Raw genomic sequence first — 17,454 nt, forward strand, 5'->3', positions numbered from 1 at the left:
CGTCAGGCGGTGCCGAGACCGGTCTCTTCGAGGTCGAGGTCGCGTTGGAGTTGGCGACGGGTGGTGTCGCTGATGCGGTGGTCGTCGTAGAGGCGGCGCAGTTCGGTGGTCTGGACGGCGATGACCTCGTGGCGCAGTTCGCGGTAGACGACGAGTGCGGGGGTGCCGGCGACGGGTTCGTTGTCGTGTTCGAGCTTGGCCTCCAGGCCGCGGCGGACCCGGTCGACGACGTGCCCGGGGATGGTCTCCAGGTCGGCGAGCTGGTCGAGGTGGGCGAGGCCGGCGCGGGTGAGGGCCTTCCGGGCCTGTTCCTCCTCGCGGGCGGTGTGCTCGGGCTCGAGGGCGAGGCCGGAACGGTTCACCACGGGGGCCAGGCTCAGTCCCTGGACGACCAGGGTGAAGACGACGACGGCGGTGGTGAGGACCAGGACCAGGGCACGTCCGGGGAGGCCGCTGCCGTCCTCGGCGGCGAGCGGGATGGACAGGGCCGCCGCGAGGGGCATGACGCCGCGGGTGCCGGCCCAGCTGACCACGGTGGCGATGCGCCAGGAGGGCCGCCGCCGGCTGGGCCCGACGGCGGCGGAGAGGGGAAGCATCCACAGGACGCGCAGGGCGATCAGGGTGGCGGCGATGACGAGGGCCTGCAACGGCCACATGCCGCTCCCGGCCGGGAGTTCGCGGACCAGGGTGGGCAGTTCCAGGCCGACGATGCTGAAGACGACGCTCTCCAGGAGGAAGACCACGACGGCGTACACGGCGTGCAGCTGGAGGCGGATCCGGGCGTCGGTGAGGCGGTGGCCGGAGCGGCCGAGGAGGACGCCGGCGACGACCACGGCGGTGACGCCGGACGTGTGGGCGGACTCGGCGAGGACGTAGGCGCCGTACGGGGTGACCAGGGCAATCACCGTCTCCAGGACCGGGTCGGTGGTGCGGCGCCGGATGAGGGTGACGGCGCCCGCGACCGCCACCCCGATGGCGCTGCCCCCGCCCGCGAGCAGGGCGAACTGGCCGCCGGCCGCCTGCCAGGTCACCGTGCCGGAGGCGACCGCGACGGTGACGGCGACCCGGAAGAGCACGAGGGAGGTGGCGTCGTTGAACAGGCTCTCGGCCTGGACCAGGACCTGCACCCGGCCGGGCAGGGCGAGCCGCCGGCCGAGCGCGGTCACCGCCACGGGGTCGGTGCTGGCCAGCACGGCACCGAGGACGAAGGCCATGGCGGCGGGCAGCGGGGTCAGGGCGGCGGCGAGGGCTCCGACGAGGGCGGCGGAGGCGAGGACGAGGCCGAAGGCCAGGACGGTGACCGGGCGCCACACCGACCGCAGGTCGCGCAGCGAGAGTTCCTCGGCGGAGGCGTACAGCAGCGGGGGCAGCACGACCAGGCCGATGGTCTCCGGGGCGATGTGCAGGGCGGGTGCCCCGGGTATCAGGGCGACGGCGAGTCCGGCGAGGACCAGCAGGGAAGGGGCCGGGATGCGCCATCGGCGGGCGCCGGTGGCCACCGTGGTGGCCAGGACGACGAGAAGGAGGACTGCCCCGACCGCGCGCATCCGTGAAACCCCAGCTCAGTTCGCGGGGGCGCCACGGCGGTCGCCGCGGTCCGTCCCCCGGCCGACCAGACTTCCCGGCACACCGTAGCGGCCATTTTATCGACTTCTTCGGCGTCCAGCAGCAGCCGGTCGCATCGCGGTAGGCCGTCAGTGATCCGTCAGGACGGCTGGGCCGAACGACAGGAACGCGTAAGGACGGCCGGAAACCGGCCGCTGGCGACGTAGTGTCGGCCGTACCGAAACCGACTTCGACGGCCGGGTGACGGTTGAGGCCGGCCGCAGGACACTGTCCTGCGGCCGGCCTGTCGTTGCGGCCCGTCCGGTGTCGGTCAGGCCGCCTTGACGGGACGGGAGAGGCTGTCGAGTGCGGCACCCGCGTGGTCGGCGAGGGTCAGCGCGACCAGGCGGGCCTGGCGGCTGGGCACCGTCCCCGGGGTGGGCTCCAGCATGAACCGGCCGATGTACTTGCCGCTTCCGAACATCCGCAGCTCCACGTCCTCCTCGGGCAGGCCGAGCACATCGGCGTCCCAGCGGCGGCTGCCCACCAGGACGGAGCCGTCGGGCTGCAGGCTCGGCGGGTGGCCGATCAGCGAGCCGTACTCGAAGCGGCAGTTGCGCAGCTGGAGCAGGTCGATCAGCTCGTCGCGGACGTGATCCACGACGGTGAGGGCGGAGTTGGAGCTGCGGGCCAGGACGGCGGTGTCGTGGATCCGGGCGAGATAGCCGGCGTCGGTGATCGCGACCACCTGGAAGCGCCGGGCCCGGGCAGCCAGTTGGGAGACCGCGAGGCCCACGGCGAGCAGCAGCACCGCGGTGGTGAGGTCGGACGTCTTGCTGATGGCGAGCTGCTGGTACGGGTGGGTGAAGAAGAAGTCGAACCAGACGGCGGCGCTCACCGCTGCGACGGCACCGGCCAGCCGGTGGCCGAACGCGGCCACCGAGACCACGACCACGACCAGCAGCAGAGCCACATTGGTGTTGGCGATGCTGTCGCGCAAGGGCAGCAGGACCAGGCTGAGCAGCAGCGGGGCGGCGGCCGCCACGATCAGGGACAGCGGGCCCCGGGGGGCGAGGTATCGGCGCATGGTGCACCTCCTGGTCTCCGGTGTAACAGGCGCCGGGCGGAAGTCGAGCCCGGCCGCGGCGGCGTTAACGGGATCCTTGCGCTCGGCTCCCGCTCCCGGTCGGCGGGAGCGGTGGTGTCCCGGGCGATGACCCGCCACCGGCCGGCACCGAAAGCACGCGCCACGGTGTGGCCGACCCGTGTCAACGCTTCGTCAATCACTCCTGGCTGAGCGTCAGGATCGTGTCAGGACAGGGATTTTGGCACCGATGGCGCGTTTGGCTTGACCGCCGGCCGTTCGGGCCGGTCCCCAACCGCCGCTCCGCGCCCGAGAAGGTCTGCCGCATGCTTCCCCTGGCTCCCGAGAAGGACGTCGTCACGCCCGCTCCGATGGCACCGGCGTCCAAACGGCGCCACCGCGCGGGCGGCGCCCTGCTCGATCCCCAGCAGCTGGCCGCGGCGCTCCCGGAGGCGCTGCGCAAGCTGCACCCCCGGGTGATGGTGCGCAACCCCGTCATGTTCGTGGTCGAGGTCGGATCGGCGCTGACCACCCTGTCGGCGATCCTGTCGCCGAGTGTGTTCGCCTGGTTGATCAGCGTCTGGCTGTGGCTCACGGTGGTGTTCGCCAACCTCGCCGAAGCGGTTGCCGAGGGCCGGGGCAAGGCGCAGGCGGCCTCGCTGCGCCGCGCCAGGACCGGCACCACGGCGCGGCGGCTGCGCAGCTGGCGGGTGGGGATGACGCGCTTCGAGGAGGAGCGGGTCGCCGCGGAGAAGCTGCGCCTGCACGACTTCGTGGTGGTGGAGGCGGGGGAGACCGTCCCCGGGGACGGCGACGTGGTCGACGGCATCGCGGCGGTCGACGAGTCGGCGATCACCGGCGAGTCGGCGCCGGTGATCCGGGAGGCCGGCGGCGACCGCTGCTCGGTCACCGGCGGCACGACGGTGCTGTCCGACTGGATCGTCGTCCGGATCACCTCCAAGCCCGGGCTGACCTTCATCGACCGGATGATCGCCCTGGTCGAGGGGGCCGAGCGGCAGAAGACCCCGAACGAGATCGCGCTCAACCTGCTGCTCGCCTCGCTGACCGTCGTGTTCGTTTTGTCCGTGGTCACCCTGCAGCCGATGGCCATCTACGCCGGCGCCGAGCAGTCCACCGCGGTACTGGTCGCCCTGCTGGTGGCGCTGATCCCGACCACCATCGGCGCGCTGCTCTCCGCCATCGGCATCGCCGGCATGGACCGCCTGGTGCAGCGCAATGTGCTGGCCATGTCCGGCCGCGCCGTGGAGGCGGCCGGCGACGTGGACGTCCTGCTGCTCGACAAGACCGGCACGATCACCTTCGGCAACCGGCAGGCGGTCCGCTTCCTGCCCGCCCCCGGCATTCCGGACGACCGGCTCGCCGAGGCCGCCCAGCTGTCCTCGCTGGCCGACGAGACCCCCGAGGGCCGCTCCATCGTGGTCCTCGCCAAGGCGTACGGGCTGCGCGAACGGGCGCCCGGGGAGCTGGGGCGGATGGAGTTCGTGCCGTTCAGCGCGCAGAGCCGGATGAGCGGCGTCGACCTGCTCCGGTCCGACGGGACGGTCATCGCCGTCCGCAAGGGCGCCTCGGCGGCGATCTCCGCCTGGGTGTACGAGCGCGGCGGTCTGGTGCAGGGCCAGGTGCTGGAGGCCGTCGACGCCATCTCCGCCCTCGGCGGCACCCCGCTGCTGGTGGCCGTCCACGACCGGCACGGGGCGCGGGTGATGGGCGTCGTGCAGCTCAAGGACGTGGTCAAGGACGGCATCCGGGAGCGCTTCGCCGAGCTGCGCCGGATGGGCATCCGTACGGTGATGGTCACCGGCGACAACCCGCTCACCGCCCGGGCGATCGCGGCCGAGGCCGGCGTGGACGACTTCCTCGCCGAGGCCACCCCCGAGGACAAGCTCGCGCTCATCAGGCGCGAGCAGGAGGGCGGGAGGCTGGTCGCGATGACCGGCGACGGCACCAACGACGCCCCCGCCCTCGCCCAGGCGGACGTGGGCGTGGCGATGAACACCGGCACCTCCGCCGCGAAGGAGGCCGGGAACATGGTCGACCTGGACTCCAGCCCGACCAAGCTGATCGAGATCGTCGAGGTCGGCAAGCAGCTCCTCATCACCCGGGGCGCGCTGACCACCTTCTCGATCGCCAACGACGTGGCGAAGTACTTCGCGATCATCCCGGCGATGTTCGCCGGCGCCTACCCGGGCCTGCGCCACCTCAACATCATGGCGCTGCACAGCCCGACCTCCGCCATCACGTCCGCGATCATCTTCAACGCGCTGATCATCATCGCGCTGATCCCGCTCGCCCTGCGCGGCGTCCGCTACACCCCGGCCTCCGCCTCCCAGCTGCTGGCGCGCAACCTGCGCGTCTTCGGTCTCGGCGGACTGGTACTGCCGTTCCTCGGCATCAAGCTGATCGACCTGCTGGTGGTGCAGTTCCTGTTCTGACCGGCGGGTCGCCGGCGTCGCGCGTCAAGAAGGCGTTGGGATCGGGGCTCCGGGCGTCAGGAATTCGTCAGGGCCGGCTGTGCGGGCCGTGAGGGCGGCTTGGCTGCTGACCGAGCATGTCCGACCGCCGAGGGAGGCACCCGTGAGGCTGTACCGTGTCCGGCCCGGCGGCCGCTGGTTCCACCCGGCGGTGCAGCGGCTGGGCGCCGGCATGTCCCTGGCCGTGGCGCTGACGCTGAGCGGCCTGCTGACCCCGGCGCTCGGCTGGGTGGGCGAGCTGAACGCGGGCTGGTTCGCCTTCGGCGCGTACGCCCTGCTGTGCACCCTCGTCGGCGCTGTGTCCCGGCCGTCGTCGGCGCCGCTGGTGGGCCTGTCGGGCTGGCTGTTCTTCAACGGCTTCGCCGTCCACCGCTACGCCGCGCTGGGCTGGGCCGGCCGGGCCGACCTGCTGCGCCTGGGCGTCCTCACGGCCGTCGCGCTGTGCGTCGCCCTGCCCGGCTCGCTGCCCCGTCGGAAGATCAGGACCGCAACCGTCCCGCTCGCCGATCTCCCGGTGAACGACCGCTGTTGAGCGATGTCAAGGATTCATCAGAGCGGGTGACGGCTCCTTGCGGCGGCCGGTCGCGCACACTTGAATGGACGTCATGAACCGACCGGCACGCCACCACGACCGCCCGCCGCATCCGCGGGCGCTCGGCTGTGCCGCAGTCGCCGTTCGCGCCGTCCGGTAGGGGTCGCCTTCCCGCGTCCGTACCCGATCGCGCCACCGCAGACGGGCCGAACAGCAGCCCGTCTGCCGGTCGTACCACCGCCAGGCACTCAGAGCGCCGACGCTCCCGCCCCGCGGCATTCCGCTGTCATCACCCGCACCTCCGGCACCCGGCCGCGCGCTCTCGCGCGCCCCGGCACCCCGGGGTGCCCTCCTACCCGGGACCCACCATGTCCGAAGTCCTGTCCGCCCGCATCGCCCTCGTGACTGGAGCCTCCTCCGGGATCGGCTGGGAGACCGCCCGACTGCTCGCCGAACACGGTGCCACCGTCGTCGTGCACGCCCGTACGGCCCACGAGGCCGAGGACGCCGTCGAGCGGCTGGCCGCCCGCGGCATCGCCCGCGAGCTGCTCCACCCGGTCGCCGCGGACTTCACCCGCCTCGCCGACGTCCGCCGGCTGGCCGACACCGTCGCCGGTGCCTTCCCGGCGCTGCACCTGCTGGTCAACAATGCCGCGATCATGGCGCCGGAGCGGTGCACCCTGAGCGATGACGGCATCGAGGTGTCCCTCCAGGTCAACTTCCTCGCCGCGCACATGCTGGCAGGACTGCTGCGGGAGAAGCTGGCCGGCGCCGAGGACGCGCGGATCGTCAACGTCTCCTCCTCGCTGCACCGCACCGCCTCGATGAACTGGAACGACCCCAACCGGGTCAAGAAGTACTCCCGGGTCGCCGCCTACGCCCAGTCGCAGCTCGCCCTGAGCATGGACACCCTCGCGATGGCCCCCGACGGCTCCGGGATCACCGCCGTCAGCGTCAACCCCGGCCTGTGCGACACCGCGCTGCTGCCGCTGTACGGGCGGGTCGGCGCGCCGCCGGCCGAGGGCGCCGCCGCGGTCGTCCGCCTCTGCCTGCCGGAGGTCCGCCTCACCAACGGCGAGTACTACGACGGCGGCGACATCGCCCCGACCGCGATCGCCGTCCACGAGGACCGCTCGCAGCGCCGGCTGGGCCGGCTCGCCGAACAGCTCGCCACCAAGGCATACCCGGCCTTTAGCCGCTCCTGAACCACCCGGCGCCGCGTGCCACCGGCGCCGGGTGCCCGCTCCGAACCCCCGGGCGTCGGCCGACTCCCGGGGGTTCGGCCTGCCCGGACGTCAGGATGTAATCAAGATCACGGGCTGCGCCGTCAGGGCGTCGTACGGAAGAGCTCCGCAGGAGAGGCGGTGTCGGACGATCACAACCACCGTCCCCTTCCCTGGAGGTCCCCGATGTCCGGTCCCGTCGAGCCGTCGCCCGTCAGACTCCGGGAGCTTGCCGAGCCCGAACCGCCCGACACCCGTCAGGCCGACGAGCGGCACAAGCTGACCGCGCTCGGTGGTCTGGCGGCGCTGTCGTTGGACGCGATGGCCTCGGTGGCGTACGGACCGGAGTCGATCGTCCTGGTGCTGGCCGCGGCCGGCGGTTACGGCCTGGGCTTCACGCTGCCGGTGACGGTGGCGATCGCGGTGCTGCTGGCGGTGCTGGTGGCCTCGTACCGGCAGGTGATCGCGGCGTTCCCGGACGGCGGCGGCTCCTACGCGGTGGCCAAGGCGCACCTGGGCCGGCGCACCGCGCTGACGGCGGCGGCCTCCCTGGTGATCGACTACGTCCTGAACGTGGCGGTCTCCGTCACGGCGGGTGTCGCGGCGCTGACCTCCGCCTTCCCAGGCCTGTACGGAGACCGGGTGTGGCTGTGCCTGGGCGTGCTGGCGCTCGTCACGGCGGTGAACCTGCGGGGCATCGCCGAGTCGGCCCGCTGGTTCATGGCGCCGACCGCGGTCTTCGTGCTGTCGATCCTGGCGATCATCGTCGTCGGCCTACTCCGGGACGCACCCGCCTCCACCGCGGCCGCCGCCGGGCACACCTCCGCGCTGGCCGGGAACGCCACCACGGTCGGTGCGCTGCTGCTGCTCAAGGCCTTCGCCGCCGGCTGCTCGGCGCTGACCGGCGTCGAGGCGATCGCCAACGCCGTGCCGTCCTTCCGTACCCCCGCCGTCCGCCGCGCCCAGCACACCGAGGTGGCGCTCGGCGGCCTGCTCGGCGTGATGCTGATCGGCCTGGCCGTCCTGATCGGCCGCTTCCACCTCCAGCCGGTCGAAGGGGTGACCGTGCTGGCCCAGCTGGCGGACGCCTCGCTCGGCCACGGCTTCGGGTTCTACCTGGTCCAGTTCGCCACCGTGGTCCTGTTGGCGCTGGCCGCCAACACCTCGTTCGGCGGCCTGCCGGTGCTGATGCACCTGCTCGCCCGCGACAACCACCTTCCGCACGTGTTCGCGCTGCGGGCCGACCGGCAGGTGCACCGCCACGGCGTGCTGTTCCTGGCCATGGTCTCGGCCGCCCTGATGGTCGCTTCCGGCGGTGACGTGAACAGCTTGGTCCCGCTCTTCGCGATCGGCGTCTTCGTCGGCTTCACCATCTGCCAGGTCGGCATGGTCCGGCACTGGCGGCAGCAGCGCGGCCCGGGTTGGCGCGGCAAGGCCGCCCTCAACGGCCTCGGCGCGGTGCTCACCGGCATCGCGACCCTGGTGGTGACCGGCACCAAGTTCACCGAGGGCGCCTGGGGCATCTGCCTGGCCCTGCCGCTGCTGGTGCTGCTGTTCGAGGCGATCCACCGCGCCTATGCCCGGATCGGCCGGCGTCTGGACCTCGGCCGGGTGCCCGCGCCGGTCACCCGGCAGCGTTCGCTGGTGGTCGTCCCGGTCCACGCCATCACCAGGCTCACCCGGGACGCCCTCTCCGCCGCCGTCAGCCTTGGCGACGAGGTGCAGGCCGTCACCGTCGTCCACACCCATCCCGACGCCGAGGACCGGCAGGCCGCGGAGGCGCTGCGCCGCGACTGGGAGCTGTGGCGGCCCGGCGTATCCCTGATCGAGATCCCGGACGGTCATCGGCGCCTCGGCCGTCCCATCGCCGACCACGTCAATGCCCTGGCCGTCGAGCGCGCGTACGACCGGATCACCGTCCTGATCCCCGAGGCCGAACCCGCCCGGCTGTGGCTGCGGGCCCTGCAGAACCAGCGCGGCGCCGTCATCGACCGTGCCCTGCGCCGCCACACCGACGCGGTGGTCTGCCGCCTCCGGCTGCGCATGTGACCGCTGTGCCGGCGTCGCGGCCCTCCACCGAAGTCCTGGTGGGGGGCCGCGCGCCGTTTCGGCCAAGTCGGGATCTCGAGCGAATGACGTGGTCGTCAAGGCGGTGTCAATAATCTCGGTTCACCCGTATGGAGGGTGTCAGGGATCGCGGAGGACGCCGATTCCGCTGATTGGCTGCTTCTCGCCGGCTTCCCGCCGGTGCCGTGAGGAAGTTCGTGGGGGCCCGCGGCCAAATCCCTGACCAGTTGGTGGAGCCATGCTCGATCTCGTCTTCGTCGGTGTCACGGTCGCCGTGTTCGCCGTCATCGCCCTGATCGCACGGGGGGTGGAGAAGCTGTGAGCGCCGAGAACATCGCAGGTCTCATCGTCGCCGTCGCGCTCGTCGGCTACCTCGTCGTCGCGCTGATCTTCCCGGAGAAGTTCTGATCATGAGCTCCACTCTCGCTGGGTGGCTGCAGGCCCTCGCCCTGGTGGGCGCCCTGGCCCTGTGCTACCGCCCCCTCGGCGACTACATCGCCAAGCTCCTCACCACCGCCAAGCACCTGAGAGTCGAGCGCGGCCTGTACAAGCTGGTCGGCGTCGACGGTGACGCCGACCAGCGCTGGCCGGTCTACCTGCGCTCGGTCCTGGCCTTCTCGGCCCTCTCGATCCTCTTCCTCTACGGCCTGATCCGTCTCCAGACGCACCTGCTGCTCAGCCTGGGGATGCCGGAGATGGCCCCGCACCAGGCGTGGAACACGGCCGTCTCGTTCACCACGAACACCAACTGGCAGTCGTACTCCGGTGAGGCCGCCCTCGGCCACCTGGTGCAGATGGCCGGTCTCGCGGTGCAGAACTTCGTCTCCGCCGCCGTCGGCATCGCGATCGTGGCCGCCCTGATCCGCGGCTTCACCCGCAACCGCACGGACCGGGTGGGCAACTTCTGGGTGGACCTGACCCGAATCGTGCTGCGCCTGCTGCTGCCGCTGTCGATCGTCTTCGCGCTCGTCCTGGTCGCGAACGGCGTCATCCAGAACTTCCACGGCTTCCACGAGCTGTCCACCCTGGCCGGCGACACCCAGTCGATCCCGGGCGGTCCGGTGGCCTCGCAGGAGGTCATCAAGGAACTGGGCACCAACGGCGGTGGCTTCTTCAACGCCAACTCGGCCCACCCGTTCGAGAACCCGACCGGCTTCACCAACTGGCTGGAGATCTTCCTGCTGCTGGTGATCTCCTTCGCGCTGCCGCGGACCTTCGGCAGGATGGTCGGCGACAACCGCCAGGGCTACGCGATCGTCGCCGTGATGGCGATCTTCTGGGTGGCTTCGGCCGCGCTGATCACCTTCTTCGAGGCCCAGCACTCCGGCACGGCGCTGCAGGCGGCCGGCGGGGCGATGGAGGGCAAGGAACAGCGTTTCGGCGTCGCCGCCAGCTCGCTCTTCGCCGCCTCCACGACGCTGACCTCGACGGGTGCGGTGGACTCCTTCCACGACTCGTTCTCCGCGTTCGGCGGCGGGTTGACGATCTTCAACATGATGCTCGGTGAGATCGCGCCCGGCGGCACCGGTTCGGGCCTGTACGGGATGCTGATCCTGGCGATCGTCGCGGTGTTCGTGGCGGGCCTGATGGTCGGCCGCACCCCGGAGTACCTGGGTAAGAAGCTCGGCGGCCGGGAGATGAAGTTCGCCTCCCTCTACATCCTCACCACCCCGACCATCGTGCTGATCGGCACCGGTGTGGCGATGGCTCTGCCCGGTGAGCGCGCCGGCATGCTCAACAGCGGCCCGCACGGCTTCTCCGAGGTGCTGTACGCCTTCACCTCCGCCGCCAACAACAACGGCTCCGCCTTCGCCGGCATCACCGTGAACACCCCGTGGTACGACACCGCGCTAGGCCTCGCGATGGCCTTCGGCCGGTTCCTGCCGATGGTGTTCGTGCTGGCGCTGGCGGGTTCGCTCGCGCAGCAGCAGCCGGTGCCGGCGAGCGCGGGCACGCTGCCCACCCACAAGCCCCTGTTCGTCGGGCTGCTCTCCGGTGTGGTGCTGATCGTCGTCGGCCTCACCTACTTCCCGGCCCTGGCCCTCGGCCCGATCGCAGAAGGTCTCCACTGATGTCCACCACGCTCACCCCCGCACCGGTCGATCACAGCACGACCCCGCACAGAGTCTCCGGCGGTCTGCTGGATCCCAAACTGATCGTCAAGTCCCTGCCCGACGCGGTGAAGAAGCTCGATCCGCGGGTCATGGTCAAGAACCCGGTCATGTTCGTGGTCGAGGTCGGATCGGTGGTCACCACCGTCTCCGCGATCGCCGACCCGTCCGTGTTCGCCTGGGCGATCACCGTCTGGCTGTGGCTGACCACGATCTTCGCCAACCTGGCCGAGGCCGTCGCCGAGGGCCGCGGCAAGGCGCAGGCCGACACCCTGCGCAAGACGAAGACCGAGAGCGTCGCCCGTCGGCTCCTCGACTGGCCCGCCTCGCAGGCCGAGGAGGAGGTCGCGGGCACCGCGCTGCGCCTCGGCGACCACGTGGTGGTCGAGGCCGGGCAGATCATCCCCGGCGACGGCGACGTCGTCGAGGGCGTCGCGTCGGTGGACGAGTCGGCGATCACGGGCGAGTCCGCGCCGGTGATCCGCGAATCGGGCGGTGACCGCTCGGCCGTCACCGGCGGCACCAAGGTCCTCTCCGACCGGATCGTGGTGAAGATCGCCTCCGAGCCGGGCAAGTCCTTCATCGACCGGATGATCGCCCTGGTGGAGGGCGCCGCCCGGCAGAAGACCCCGAACGAGATCGCCCTCAACATCCTGCTGGCCTCCCTCACGATCGTGTTCCTGATCGCGGTGGTGACCCTGCAGCCGATGGCGACCTACGCCGGCGCCCCGCAGTCGATGATCGTGCTGGTCGCGCTGATCGTGGCACTGATCCCGACCACCATCGGCGCCCTGCTCTCCGCGATCGGCATCGCCGGCATGGACCGCCTGGTCCAGCGCAACGTCCTGGCCATGTCCGGCCGCGCCGTCGAGGCCGCGGGCGACGTGAACACCCTGCTGCTCGACAAGACCGGCACCATCACCCTCGGCAACCGGCAGGCCGCCGAGTTCCAGCCCGCGAGCGGGGTGGAGATCGGCGAGCTGGCCGACGCGGCGCAGCTGTCCTCCCTCGCGGACGAGACGCCCGAGGGCCGCTCGATCGTCGTCCTCGCCAAGACCGAGTACGGTCTGCGGGCCCGTGCGCAGGGCGAGTTGGCCCACGCCACCTGGGTGCCGTTCACCGCCCAGACCCGCATGTCGGGCGTCGACGTGGACGGCAAGCAGGTCCGCAAGGGCGCGGCGGGTTCGGTCTCCAACTGGGTCACCGAGAACGGCGGCTCCGTCGGCGCGGACGTGGCGCAGCTGGTCGACGGCATCTCGGCCGCCGGCGGCACGCCGCTGGTCGTCGCCGAGAAGGACGGCGGGAAGGCCCCCCGGGTCCTCGGGGTGATCCACCTCAAGGACGTGGTCAAGGAGGGCATGCGGGAGCGCTTCGAGGAGCTGCGCCGCATGGGCATCAAGACCATCATGATCACGGGCGACAACCCGCTGACCGCCAAGGCGATCGCGGACGAGGCCGGCGTGGACGACTTCCTCGCCGAGGCCACCCCCGAGGACAAGATGGCCCTGATCCGCAAGGAGCAGGAGGGCGGCAAGCTGGTCGCGATGACCGGCGACGGCACCAACGACGCCCCGGCGCTCGCCCAGGCCGACGTCGGCGTGGCGATGAACACCGGCACCATGGCGGCCAAGGAGGCCGGCAACATGGTGGACCTGGACTCCAACCCGACCAAGCTGATCGAGATCGTCGAGATCGGCAAGCAGCTGCTCATCACCCGCGGCGCGCTGACCACCTTCTCGATCGCCAACGACGTGGCCAAGTACTTCGCGATCATTCCCGCGATGTTCGCCGGGGTCTACCCGGGTCTGAAGCACCTGAACATCATGGGCCTGCACAGCCCGCAGTCCGCGATCACCTCGGCGATCGTCTTCAACGCCCTGGTCATCATCGGTCTGATCCCGCTCGCCCTGCGCGGCGTGAAGTACCGTCCGTCGGACGCGAGTTCGCTGCTGGCTCGGAACATCGGGATCTACGGCATCGGCGGTCTGATCGTGCCCTTCGTCGGAATCAAGGCGATCGACCTGATCGTCCAGTTCATCCCCGGCCTGAGCTGAGAGAGGCCAGAACCCACATGCCCACGTTTCTGCGCACCCACCTGACCGCGCTGCGGATGCTGCTGGTGATGACCGTCATCCTCGGCATCGCGTACCCGCTGCTGATCACCGGTGTCAGCCAGGCCGCCTTCGCCGACAAGGCCAACGGCTCGATCGTCAAGTCGGGAGGCCAGGAGGTCGGTTCCAGCCTCATCGGCCAGAACTTCAACCTGCCGAAGAAGAACCCCGACGACCCGAACGAGGAGGCCCAGCCGGACCCGAAGTGGTTCCAGCCGCGCTTCTCGGCCGGCGGATACGACCCGAAGGCCTCCGGTGCCTCCAACCTCGGCCCGAACGACGAGAAGCTGACCCAGACCGTCCAGGACCGCCGCGCCGCGATCGCCGCCTTCGACGGCGTCGACCCGGCGAGCGTCCCGGTGGACGCGGTCACCGCCTCCGGCTCCGGCCTCGACCCGCACATCTCCGTGGCCTACGCCAAGGAGCAGGTCGACCGGGTCGCCAAGGCCCGCGGCGTGTCCGCCGACACGCTGAACCAGCTGATCGGCAAGTACACCGAGGACCGCTCACTCGGCTTCCTCGGCCAGGACGGCGTCAACATCGTCCTGCTCAACAAGGCACTGAGCGAGACCAAGTGAGGTCGCACCAGTGGTCTGAATGACCGAACCGACCCGGGCGCGGGGGACACCCCCCGCACCCGGGTCGGTTGCCCGTATGTCGCGTCCGGTGAGCGGAGCACAGTGCCCCGCACGGGACGGCGCGACGAGATCCACCTCATGCCCGGCCGCCCTTCGTGGAGAAAGAGCAGCGCCCATGTCCCCTGATCTCAGCCCCGGCTCCGTCCGCCGCGGGCAGCTGAGGGTGTACCTCGGATCGGCCCCGGGCGTCGGCAAGACGTACCGGATGCTCGACGAGGCCCACCGCAGACGGGACCGCGGCGCCGACGTCGTCGTCGCCTTCATCGAGTGCCACGGCCGGCGGCACACCGAGAACATGCTCCAGGGCCTCGACCTGGTGCCGCGGCTGACCCGCAGCTACCGGGGCACGGACTTCCCGGAGATGGACCTGGACGCGATCCTCGCCCGCCGCCCGAACGTCGCCCTGGTGGACGAGCTCGCGCACACCAACATCCCGGGCGGGCGCAACGCCAAGCGCTGGCAGGACGTCGAAGAGCTGCTCGCCGCCGGGATCGATGTGATCACCACGGTCAACGTCCAGCACCTCGAGTCGCTCAACGACGTCGTTCAGAAGATCACCGGCATTCCGCAGCGGGAGACCGTCCCGGACGAGGTGGTGCGCCGAGCCGACCAGATCGAGCTGGTGGACATGGCGCCGCAGGCGCTGCGTCGCCGGATGGCCCATGGAAACGTCTACAAGGCGGAGAAGGTGGACGCCGCGCTCTCCAACTACTTCCGGGTTGGCAATCTGACGGCGCTACGGGAGTTGGCTCTGCTCTGGGTGGCCGGCCGGGTCGACGAGGGCCTGCGCGACTACCGGGCCAGCCACAACATCGACCGGGTCTGGGAGACCCGCGAACGCGTCGTGGTCGCGCTGACCGGCGGCCCGGAGGGCGAGACCATCATCCGGCGGGCGGCGAGGATCGCCGACCGTACGGCCGGTGGAGAGTTGCTGGCCGTCCACGTGACCCGTAGCGACGGGCTGGCCGGGGCCTCCCCCGGGGCGCTGGCGGAGCAGCGGCAGTTGGTGGAGACCCTGGGCGGCAGCTACCACGTGGTCGTCGGGGACGACATCCCGAGCGCCCTGCTGGCCTTCGCCCGGGCCCACGACGCCACCCAGCTCGTCCTGGGCACCAGCCGGCGCGGCCGGCTCAACCGCTTCCTCACCGGCCCGGGCAACGGGCAGACCACCGTCGACCTCTCCGAGGACATCGACGTCCACATGGTCACCCACGCCTTCACCGGCCGCGGCCGTCTCCCCGCCCTCGGCCGCCGACACTCCCCGCGCCGCACCGTCGCGGGCTTCGCGGCGGGCCTGCTGCTCCCCGTCCTGCTGACCGTGGTCCTCTCGCAGCTCACCGGCAGCCTGAACCTCACCACCGACGCACTGATCTTCCAACTCGGCGTGGTCGCAGTCGCGTTGCTCGGCGGGGCGACCTCCGCACTGCTGGCCTCCCTGATCGCCTCGCTGCTGCTCAACTACTACTTCATCCCGCCCGTCCACACCTTCACCATCGCCGAGCCCAACAACGCGATCGCGCTGGTCGTGTTCGCCGCCGTCGCCCTCACCGTCTCCACGGTCGTCGACCGGGCCACCAAGCTCACCGCCCGCGCGGCCCGGACCACCGCCGAGGCCGAAACCCTCTCCACCCTGGCCGGCAGCGTTCTCCGCGGCGCCGACGCCGTACCCGCCCTGCTGGAGAAGACCCGCACCGCCTTCGCCCTCGACTCCGTCGCCCTGCTCGACCGCACCACCGGCGACACCCTCGGGCGCAGCGACGCCGACGGCGATCCCGCCCCGGACCGTACGGTCACCGAAGTCCCCGTCGGCCCCGCCGGGTTGCTGGTGCTGGCCGGCCGCCGGCTGCCAGCCGCAGACCAGCGCGTGCTGACCGCCTTCGCCGCGCACATCGCCGCCGCCCTGGAGCGCGACCGCCTCGCCACCGTCGCCGCCGAGATCGAACCGATCAAGGCCGCCGACCGGATGCGCACCGCCCTGCTCGCCGCCGTCAGCCACGACCTGCGCACCCCGCTCGCCGCCGCCCTCGCCGCCGTCGGCTCCCTGCGCAGCCCCGATGTCGAGTTCGCGCCCGAGGACCAGGCCGAACTCCTCGACATGGCCGACGAGTCACTGGTCAAACTCACCCGCCTGGTCGACAACCTGCTCGACATGAGCCGCCTCCAGGCCGGCGCCCTCACCCTGCACCTGGAATCCACCCCGCTGGACGAGGTGCTGCGCCGAGCCATGGACTCGCTCGCCCGCCCGGACGCCCCCGTCCAACCGCTGGACCTGGACACCGTTCCGCCGGTCCTCGCCGACGCACCGCTGCTGGAGCGGGTGCTGGCCAACGTGATCACCAATGCGCTGCGGTACAACGCCCCGGGCGCGCCCGTGCTGGTGGCGGCCAGTCACCACCTGGAGCGGGTGGAGATCCGGGTCATCGACCGCGGTCCCGGCATTCCCTTCGAGGACCGCGACCGGGTCTTCCTGCCGTTCCAGCGTCTCGGCGACACCGACAACACCACCGGCGTCGGCCTCGGTCTCGCGCTCTCCCGCGGCCTTGCCGAGGCCATGGGCGGCTCCCTCGAGGTCGAGGACACCCCCGGCGGCGGCACCACCATGCTCCTCACCCTGCCCGCATCCCCCGCATCCGGGGCAGCCGAGTCGACGGAAGGCGGCGAGACGGCATGAGCCACATCCTGGTGGTCGACGACGAGCCGGCGCTGCTGCGTGCACTCAAGATCAACCTGCACGCCCGGCGCTACTCCGTGCTGACCGCCGCCACCGGGCAGCAGGCCCTGGACACCGCCGGCCGGGAGAGCCCGGACGCCGTCGTACTCGACCTCGGCCTGCCGGACTTCGACGGCATGGACATCATCCGCGGCCTGCGGGCCTCGCTGTCCGCGCCGATCATCGTGCTGTCGGGCCGGACCGGAGTCGACGACCGGATCCGCGCCCTGGACGCCGGGGCCGACGACTACCTGACCAAACCCTTCGCCGTGGACGAGCTCGTCGCCAGGCTCCGTGCGGTGCTGCGGCGTGCGTCCACCCTCGTGCCTCCGCCGAACGTCGTCATCGGCGACCACGTGATCGACACCGCCGCGAACACCGTCACGGGTCCCCAGGGAGTCGTCCGGCTCACCCCCACGGAATGGCAGATCCTCAAGCTGCTGCTGGCGGCGCCCGGCCGCCTGGTTCCGGGCAAGGAGATCCTCCGCGAAGTGTGGGGCCCCGACGCGGAACACCACGGCAACTACCTGCGGGTCTACCTCGCCAGCCTGCGCCGCAAGCTCGAACCCGACCCCACCCGCCCCCGCCACCTGATCACCGAACCCGGCATCGGCTACCGGTACCAGCCCTGAGCCGGACGGTGCCGCCCGACCTCCCGTCAAGGCGACGTCAGGATCGGTGCGGTCGGCGCCAGGAACGCGTCAGGGCGACCGGAATCCGTGCTGGTCAGCCATAGCGTTCTCGATGACGAACCGGTCCGTTCCGTGGGGGAGCACCGAATTTTTGGAATCCGCCGGCGGCGAAGAGCCATGGAGGGCCGCCGGCGGCCGGGTGAGGGGGCGCGCGGCACTGAGAGAGCGGGAAACGGCCGGCACGGTCGTACCGGAGAAGACGAGCTCGTCAGGGGTGGCGAGCACGCGGTCGACAGCTCCGATTCCCGC

12 protein-coding genes are annotated in these 17,454 nt (G+C 71.4%); 10 read left to right on the plus strand and 2 right to left on the minus strand.

Annotation, left to right across the window (positions count from 1 at the left end):
* Positions 1 to 2: 2 nt before the first annotated feature.
* Positions 3 to 1,547, minus strand: coding sequence for a Na+/H+ antiporter (locus tag FHR36_RS11730; protein WP_253796203.1), 1,545 nt, complete (start codon positions 1,545 to 1,547; stop codon positions 3 to 5).
* Positions 1,548 to 1,876: 329 nt separating this feature from the next.
* Complete coding sequence (locus tag FHR36_RS11735; RefSeq protein ID WP_253796204.1) at positions 1,877 to 2,632, minus strand: DUF4118 domain-containing protein; 756 nt, start codon at positions 2,630 to 2,632, stop codon at positions 1,877 to 1,879.
* 368 nt (positions 2,633 to 3,000) lie between these two features.
* Here FHR36_RS11735 and kdpB (FHR36_RS11740) point away from each other — a divergent pair, with 368 nt between their 5' ends.
* The 10 genes from kdpB (FHR36_RS11740) (at position 3,001) to FHR36_RS11785 (ending at position 17,145) form a co-directional block, all read left to right on the plus strand.
* Positions 3,001 to 5,082, plus strand: coding sequence for a potassium-transporting ATPase subunit KdpB (gene kdpB, locus FHR36_RS11740; RefSeq protein WP_253796760.1), 2,082 nt, complete (start codon positions 3,001 to 3,003; stop codon positions 5,080 to 5,082).
* Between the two features lie 142 nt (positions 5,083 to 5,224).
* A complete protein-coding gene (locus tag FHR36_RS11745) occupies positions 5,225 to 5,653 on the plus strand; it encodes a hypothetical protein (protein WP_253796206.1) in 429 nt (142 codons plus the stop codon).
* A gap of 368 nt (positions 5,654 to 6,021) precedes the next feature.
* Positions 6,022 to 6,858: an SDR family NAD(P)-dependent oxidoreductase gene (locus FHR36_RS11750; protein ID WP_253796208.1), complete on the plus strand. Its 837-nt coding sequence runs from the start codon at positions 6,022 to 6,024 to the stop codon at positions 6,856 to 6,858.
* 204 nt (positions 6,859 to 7,062) lie between these two features.
* Positions 7,063 to 8,925, plus strand: coding sequence for an APC family permease (locus FHR36_RS11755; protein WP_253796209.1), 1,863 nt, complete (start codon positions 7,063 to 7,065; stop codon positions 8,923 to 8,925).
* Between the two features lie 336 nt (positions 8,926 to 9,261).
* Positions 9,262 to 9,351, plus strand: coding sequence for a K(+)-transporting ATPase subunit F (gene kdpF, locus FHR36_RS39860; protein WP_037971201.1), 90 nt, complete (start codon positions 9,262 to 9,264; stop codon positions 9,349 to 9,351).
* A gap of 2 nt (positions 9,352 to 9,353) precedes the next feature.
* Positions 9,354 to 11,015 carry a potassium-transporting ATPase subunit KdpA gene (gene kdpA / locus FHR36_RS11765; protein ID WP_253796210.1) on the plus strand — a complete coding sequence of 554 codons (1,662 nt, stop codon included), beginning with the start codon at positions 9,354 to 9,356 and terminating at the stop codon, positions 11,013 to 11,015.
* Entirely contained in the window at positions 11,015 to 13,108 is a 2,094-nt protein-coding gene (gene kdpB, locus FHR36_RS11770) for a potassium-transporting ATPase subunit KdpB (RefSeq protein ID WP_253796211.1), read from the plus strand. Before kdpA ends, kdpB (FHR36_RS11770) begins: the two co-directional genes overlap by 1 nt.
* Before the next feature lie 17 nt (positions 13,109 to 13,125).
* Entirely contained in the window at positions 13,126 to 13,743 is a 618-nt protein-coding gene (gene kdpC, locus FHR36_RS11775; protein ID WP_253796212.1) for a potassium-transporting ATPase subunit KdpC, read from the plus strand.
* Between the two features lie 175 nt (positions 13,744 to 13,918).
* Positions 13,919 to 16,474 (plus strand): ATP-binding protein, encoded by a 2,556-nt coding sequence (locus FHR36_RS11780; protein ID WP_253796213.1) that lies wholly within the window; start codon positions 13,919 to 13,921, stop codon positions 16,472 to 16,474.
* Positions 16,471 to 17,145: a response regulator gene (locus FHR36_RS11785; protein WP_253796214.1), complete on the plus strand. Its 675-nt coding sequence runs from the start codon at positions 16,471 to 16,473 to the stop codon at positions 17,143 to 17,145. Before FHR36_RS11780 ends, FHR36_RS11785 begins: the two co-directional genes overlap by 4 nt.
* Positions 17,146 to 17,454 lie beyond the last annotated feature (309 nt).

The sequence above is a fragment of the Kitasatospora cinereorecta genome (genome assembly GCF_024172095.1).
GTDB classification, from domain to species: domain Bacteria; phylum Actinomycetota; class Actinomycetes; order Streptomycetales; family Streptomycetaceae; genus Kitasatospora; species Kitasatospora cinereorecta.